This is a genomic window from Cupriavidus sp. CuC1, from assembly GCF_044627735.1.
In the GTDB taxonomy this organism is placed as follows: Bacteria; Pseudomonadota; Gammaproteobacteria; order Burkholderiales; family Burkholderiaceae; genus Cupriavidus; species Cupriavidus ulmosensis.
The window spans coordinates 37,109-43,108 of sequence record NZ_JBIUHC010000084.1 but is presented as its reverse complement, the minus strand read 5'-3'; the positions used below and the strand labels follow the sequence as shown (position 1 = coordinate 43,108).

Below are 6,000 nucleotides of genomic sequence, written 5' to 3'. Positions count from 1 at the left end.
GCACAGGGGCGACGCTTCGCGTCGCGCGCTATCCCTCACCGGCCTGAAGGCCGATGTTTCCCGCGCGAACTGATGAAGATTGCACTGCTAGCGGATCTGTCGCTTCAGGCCAAGGCCATCGCAGACGCCCTCTCTCGCGCCGGCGTGTATTGCCACACCTATCACGCAAGCCGGGAACTCTTCCGTGGCATCGACCAGTCCGGCTACGACGTCCTGCTGATCGACCACGAGCTCGCCGACATGCCTGCCCTGGAAGCCGTGCGCGCGGTGCGCGGCGCCTGGCGCAACGAGGTGGCGGTCATGGTGGTTTCCAACCGGCGCGACGAAGACTCGGTCGTCAGTACCCTGCAGGCGGGCGCCGACGACTACATGATCCGCCCGCTGCGCGCGCGCGAGCTGGTAGCCCGGCTGCAGGCGCTGCAGCGCCGCACCGCCTCGCGCCGGCAAGCGCCGAACCCGGACATGACAGTCGGGCTCTATTCACTGGATTGCCTGGCGCACGAGGCCGTGTTCCAGGGGCGCCGGCTCTCGCTGACCCCGAAGGAGTTCGACCTGGCCATGTTGCTGTTTGCCAACGTCGGCCGTGTCTTGTCCCACGCCCATATCGAACGCGCGATCTGGGGCTATTCGCTGCCGCCGTTATCCCGCGCGCCGGCGAGCCTGGTATCGCGCCTGCGCAGGGCGCTGGAGCTGCATCCGCGCAATGGCCTGGTGATCACGGTGGTGTATGGCCAGGGCTATCGCCTGGATGAGGCCGGCGCGCGGACGTCGTGGCCTGGCCCGCCGAGCGCTGGGCGCGGCGCCGGCCGGCCGAGGTAGTAGCCCTGCCCAAAGGGCACGCCGAGATCGCGCAGCACCGCGAGCTCATCGGCGTCCTCGATGCCTTCGGCGATCACCGCGCCGCCCAACGCATTGACCAGGGCCAGCACCGTGCGCACTACCTCAAGCCGGCGCGGGCAAGTGCCGATGCCCCGCACCAGCGATTTGTCGAGCTTGGTGTAATGCGGCGCGAGGTGGACCAGCCGGTCAAGATTGGCATGGCCGGTACCGAAATCGTCCAGCGCATACTGCATGCCCAGTTCGCAGAGCACGGCCATGGCCTGCCCGAAGCGCTCCGCGTCCTCGATGGGCGTTTGCTCCGTGACCTCGATCACTACCCGATCCGGTGCGATGCTGTTCGCCACCAGTGCCCGCATGGCACTCCCGCCGTCGGCCAGCAGGTAGCGCAGCGCCATGGCGCTGAAGTTGAGGAACAGCTTGCCGTGCAAGCCATTCGCAAGGCAAGTGGACAGCCCCGTGCGCGCCGCCTGCAACTCCAGTTCGATGGTCTCGGCCTCGTCGCGAGCCAGGCGGAACAAGGCATCCGGCATGGCCAGAGGCGAATCGGCAGGCCCCCGGACCAGCGCCTCGTAGCCCAGCACCTGGCCGGTGCCGAGCAGCACTATCGGCTGGAAGACGGCGTGGAGCGGCGGCAAGCGTAGCCGCGGCACGGGCGCGCCAGCCAAGGGGGAGGCAATCTGCATGGACGGAGTGAACGTGACGTGGGGAGGCGCGGCGCCAGGCGCAAGAAGCTGGTGAGTCGATGTGACTCGCCCTCTATTTCATGTCAAGGATGTGTCACGCGGATGACAAAGCCGATTACCCCTGCGCAATGCCGGGATGTCATCCATGCGTCACAGGTTGCAGCGAGCATGCAAGCCATAACAAAGTCATGCCGTCGCCCGCGGCAAGCCGGCGCTACAAGCTGGCGCGCGAGATGGCGGCACCCCAGGGTCAGCATATGGGCCGCGTGGTCCATCGGAGTCTCAACCGTGTTGCAAGCCATCAACCTTCGCCTTCCACGCCGCGCCGGCCGGCGCATGCCCGCCTGGCTGGGCCGGCTTCCGCTCAGCGCGCGCATGTGCGCGGCGTTTGCACTGGTCTATGTGTTCGGCGCCGTGGTGGGGCTCACGGGCATCTTCAGCCTGGTCTCGGTCAAGCAGATGACCGATACGCTCTATCAACGCGATATGCAGGGCGCCATCGCCGCGGAACGCGCGCAATCGGCGCTTGCCCGCCTGGGCCGCGCCCAGCTTGCGCTGACCATGGCCACCAGCGGCACCGAGCGCGATGGCGCAGCGGCCGACATCGATAGCGCCCTCGCCCGCCTCGACCAGGCCCTTGCCACGGTCCGCACGGCCGCGCCCGCGCAGGCAAAGGCGCTGCAAGCCGAACGCGACAGCGCCGCGGCGATGCTGCGCGACTATGTCACGCTGCTGCGCAAGCAGCCGCTCGACGCCCTGCAGTTCGACAGCGCGGTCTCGGTCGACGGCCATTTTCTTGGCGAGCAATTGCAGAAGCTGGCCGATCTGGTCGAGGTCACGCGCAAGCAGCAGGAGCAGCAGGCCGCCGATACGGTAGCCACGGTGACTGCCAGCCAGTTACGCGCCCAGGCCATGATGGTTGGCATGCTGGTGGCGAGCCTTGCCGCGGCGGCGGCGCTGGCCTGGTTTGCCTCGCGCCTGCTGCTTTCGGAATTGGGCGGCGAGCCGGCGGACGCGGCCAAGGTCGCCAGCCGCATCGCCTCGGGAGACCTGCAGCAAGCCGTGCGCGTGCGCCCCGGCGACGACCACAGCCTGATGAGCCTGCTGGCGCGCATGCGCGACCAGCTCGCCGGCGTGCTGGAAGGGATCCAGCTCTCCGCCGCCGAGATCACCGCGGCCAGCGAAGGCATTGCCAGCGGCAACCACGATTTGTCGCGCCGGACCGCACTGCAGGCGGCCGCCCTGGCCGCCGCCGCCGACAGCGTCGCCGGCCTCACCACGCTGGTAGGGCAAGCCCACGCCCAGGCCACCGAATCCAGCGCCATGGCACGCCAGGCACGCGAAGCCACCGACGCCGGCATGGCCGTGGTGAGCGAGATGAGCGGTGCCATGGATACGGTGAACCAGCACTCGCGCAATATCGCGGAAATGGTCGAGGTGATCGAGAGCATTGCCTTCCAGACCAACATCCTGGCGCTCAACGCCGCCGTGGAAGCGGCCCGCGCGGGCGAGGCCGGGCGCGGCTTCGCCGTGGTTGCGCAGGAGGTGCGCGGGCTGGCGCAGCGCAGCGCCAACTCCGCCCGCGAGATTCGTACCACCATTGGCCAAGCCAGCTCGGAGATCGCCCGTGGGGCACGCCTTAGCGGGCAAGTGGTCAGCGCCATGAGCGGCATCGAGCAGGCGGTAGGCCAAAGCCACCGGTTGGCCGAGCGGCTGTGCGGGGTGGCTGACGAGCAGGCGCGCGGCATCCGCTCGGTTGGCGAGGCGGTGGCCCAGCTCGACCAGACCAGCCGGCAGAACGCCGAACTGGTCGAAGCCGTCACCGTGCAGGCGGCCAGCCTGGATGAGCAAGCGGCAGGCCTGTCAGCTGGGGTCGCGCGCTTTCGGTTCTGAGGCTGGACAATCAGTGTTCTGCAATGCAGAACACTGATTCCACGGTGCAGTTGACGCATGAGGCGATCGGTGGGACCATTCCGCCATCGAAAAATCCGGCGGCCCACGCCGGACGCCTTATCTGGAGACCGTGATGAGTAGCACCCCCACGCCCGCCGCGCACGCGCCGGCTGCCGCCCCCTCCACCTCGCCTTCCACTTCATTCTCTCGCTTGCACCAGACCATCGGCCCCTGGGTCCAGAGCCATCCCGAGCGCGTGGCCCTGATGGACACCGAGCGGTCCCTGCGCTACGGCGAGCTGGACGGCGCCATTGCCGAAACCGCCCGCGCACTGGCTGACGTCGGCGTGCGCGGCGGCGATCGCGTGGTGCTGGTGACCGAGAACAGCGTGGGCTGCGCGGTGCTGATCCTGGCGCTTAGCGCGCTGGACGCGTGGGCCGTGCCGGTCAATGCCCGCCTGTCCGCCCGCGAGATCGACAACATCATCGAGCACTCGGGCGCGCGCGTCGCCCTCTACCTTGACAACGCCCATCCTGACGCGCGCGAGCACGGTCTCGCGCGCGGCGCGCAGCCGGCCACATGGCCGCATGCGGGCAAGCTGCTGCTCGGCGTGCTCAATGCAGCCGCCGTGGCCGAGCCGGTGGACGCAGCGGCGCGCGACCAGGTTGCCGCGCTGATCTACACCACCGGCACCACCGGCGCCGCCAAGGCCGTGATGCTGACGCACGCCAACCTGATGTTCATCGGCCGCTCCAACCGCCTGCAGGCGCGCGTGCAGCCGGGAGACCGGGTCTACGGCGTGCTGCCGATCTCGCACGTCTACGGCCTCTCCGTGCTGCTGGTGGGCCCGCTCTCCAACGGCGCCACGGTGTTCTACGAACCGCGTTTCCGCCCCGAGAAGCTGGCGCACGCGCTGGTCGCGGAGCAGCTCACCGTGCTGCATGGCGTGCCCGCCATGTACGCCAAGCTGATCGAATGGAGCCGCGCCCAGGCAACCCCGCTGCAAGCGCCCGCGCTGCGCATGGCGCAATCGGGCGGCGCACCGCTCACCGCCACGCTCAAGGCGGCGGTTGAAGCCAGCTTCGGCATCATCCTGCACAACGGCTATGGCATGACCGAGACCTCGCCCACGGTCTGCCAGACCCGGGTGGAGTCGCCGCGCACGGATTGCTCGGTGGGCCTGGTGGTACCGGATGTGGAGATCCGCCTGGGCGAGCCCCTGCCCGATGGCAGTGGCGAGCTGCTGGTGCGCGGCCCCAACGTGATGAAGGGCTACTACCGCCGCCCCGACCTGACCGCGCAGGTGATCGACGCCGACGGCTGGCTGCACACCGGCGACCTGGCCCGCATCGACGCCGACGGCGCCGTCTCCATCGTGGGGCGCTCCAAGGAAATCATCATCCACTCCGGCTTCAACGTGTACCCGGAGGAAGTCGAGCAATCGATCAACGCCTACCCGGCCGTGCTGCAGTCGGCGGTGGTGGGACGCGCGGTGGAAGGCAACGAGGAAGTCATCGCCTTCGTGGAAGTGCGCGAGGGCATGATGCTGGACCAGGCCGCGCTGCGCGCGTTCCTGCGTGAGCAGCTGTCGCCCTACAAGATCCCGGCCGAAGTCAGGATCGTGGCCCACCTGCCGGCCGCGCCGTCCGGCAAGATCCTCAAGGCCAAGCTGCGCGAGTTGCTGGCCAGCGCAGGCTGAGACGGAAAGCCAGCAACCCCAAGCCAGCCGAGGCCACCCATGTCCGACCCGCAGACCGAAGCCATACCGCAGCACAAGGAAGACCGGCATTTCGTGACCGCGCTGGCGCGGGGCCTCGACGTGCTGGCGAGTTTCCGCAGCTTCGAGACGCGGCTGGGCAACGCCGAGCTGGCGCAGCGCTGCGGCTTGCCGAAATCGACCGTGTCGCGCCTCACGCATACGCTGACCGAGCTGGGCTACCTGCGGCTGGACCCGCAGCAGGCCAAGTACCAGCTCGGCAGTTCGGCGCTGGCCCTGGCGCCCGCGGCGCAGCATGGCGTGGATATGCTGGCCGTGGTGCGGCCGTTCATGCAGGAGCTGGCCGACCTGTCCCAGGGCGTGACGTCGCTGATCGTGCGCGATCGGGCGCAGATGCTGATCTTTGAGAACTGCCAGTCGGAGTCGTACCTGACGTTGCGGGTGGCGGTCGGCACGCGCATTTCCGGGCTGACCTCGGCCGCCGGGCGTGCCTACCTGGAAGCGTTGCCCGCCCTGGAGCAACGGCAAGCGCTGGCTGCCTTCCGGCAACACGACGGGATCGATGCCGCCAGCGCGCAAGCCATTGTGGCGCGCAGCCGCGCGGAGGTGGAAGGCCAGGGCTGCACCACGTCGTTTGGCGAATGGCTGCCGGACATCAACTCGATCGCCGCCGCGTTCCGGCCCGGCCCGGCGCTGCCGCCGATGACGCTGTCATGCAGCGGCCCGAGTGCCATCGTGCCGGCCGGGCTCTTGCTTGAGACGGTGCGTCCGCGCCTGGTCGAGAGCATTCGCGGCATCGAAGCCGCGCTGCGCGCGCAGGAGCGCTAGGCGCCGACGCCTCAGCGGCCATCCGCGCCGGGCGGCGGG

General features: G+C 69.1%; 5 protein-coding genes. 4 read left to right on the top strand and 1 reads right to left on the bottom strand.

Going from position 1 to position 6,000, the window contains the following annotated elements:
- Positions 1-819 (top strand): response regulator transcription factor (locus ACGLHR_RS30460; protein WP_400098286.1); only part of this gene is annotated, 819 nt, incomplete at its 5' end.
- On the opposite strand, the gene ACGLHR_RS30455 is transcribed toward ACGLHR_RS30460, so the two are convergent.
- Complete coding sequence (locus ACGLHR_RS30455) at positions 738-1,523, bottom strand: EAL domain-containing protein (protein WP_400098284.1); 786 nt, start codon at positions 1,521-1,523, stop codon at positions 738-740. The two genes, ACGLHR_RS30460 and ACGLHR_RS30455, sit on opposite strands and share 82 nt — an antisense overlap.
- A 288-nt stretch (positions 1,524-1,811) precedes the next feature.
- On the opposite strand from ACGLHR_RS30455, the gene ACGLHR_RS30450 reads away from it, so the two are divergent.
- From ACGLHR_RS30450 to ACGLHR_RS30440, 3 genes are all read left to right on the top strand, one after another.
- Entirely contained in the window at positions 1,812-3,416 is a 1,605-nt protein-coding gene (locus ACGLHR_RS30450) for a methyl-accepting chemotaxis protein (RefSeq protein WP_400098283.1), read from the top strand.
- Between the two features lie 133 nt (positions 3,417-3,549).
- Positions 3,550-5,115 (top strand): class I adenylate-forming enzyme family protein, encoded by a 1,566-nt coding sequence (locus ACGLHR_RS30445; RefSeq protein WP_400098281.1) that lies wholly within the window; start codon positions 3,550-3,552, stop codon positions 5,113-5,115.
- 39 nt (positions 5,116-5,154) lie between these two features.
- Positions 5,155-5,961 carry an IclR family transcriptional regulator gene (locus ACGLHR_RS30440; protein ID WP_400098279.1) on the top strand — a complete coding sequence of 269 codons (807 nt, stop codon included), beginning with the start codon at positions 5,155-5,157 and terminating at the stop codon, positions 5,959-5,961.
- Positions 5,962-6,000 lie beyond the last annotated feature (39 nt).

Coding starts and splice junctions, on each gene's coding strand:
- ACGLHR_RS30455 (WP_400098284.1), bottom strand. CDS start 1,523: ATGCAGATTGCCTCCCCCTTGGCTGGCGCGCCCGTGCCGCGGCTACGC.
- ACGLHR_RS30445 (WP_400098281.1), top strand. CDS start 3,550: ATGAGTAGCACCCCCACGCCCGCCGCGCACGCGCCGGCTGCCGCCCCC.
- ACGLHR_RS30440 (WP_400098279.1), top strand. CDS start 5,155: ATGTCCGACCCGCAGACCGAAGCCATACCGCAGCACAAGGAAGACCGG.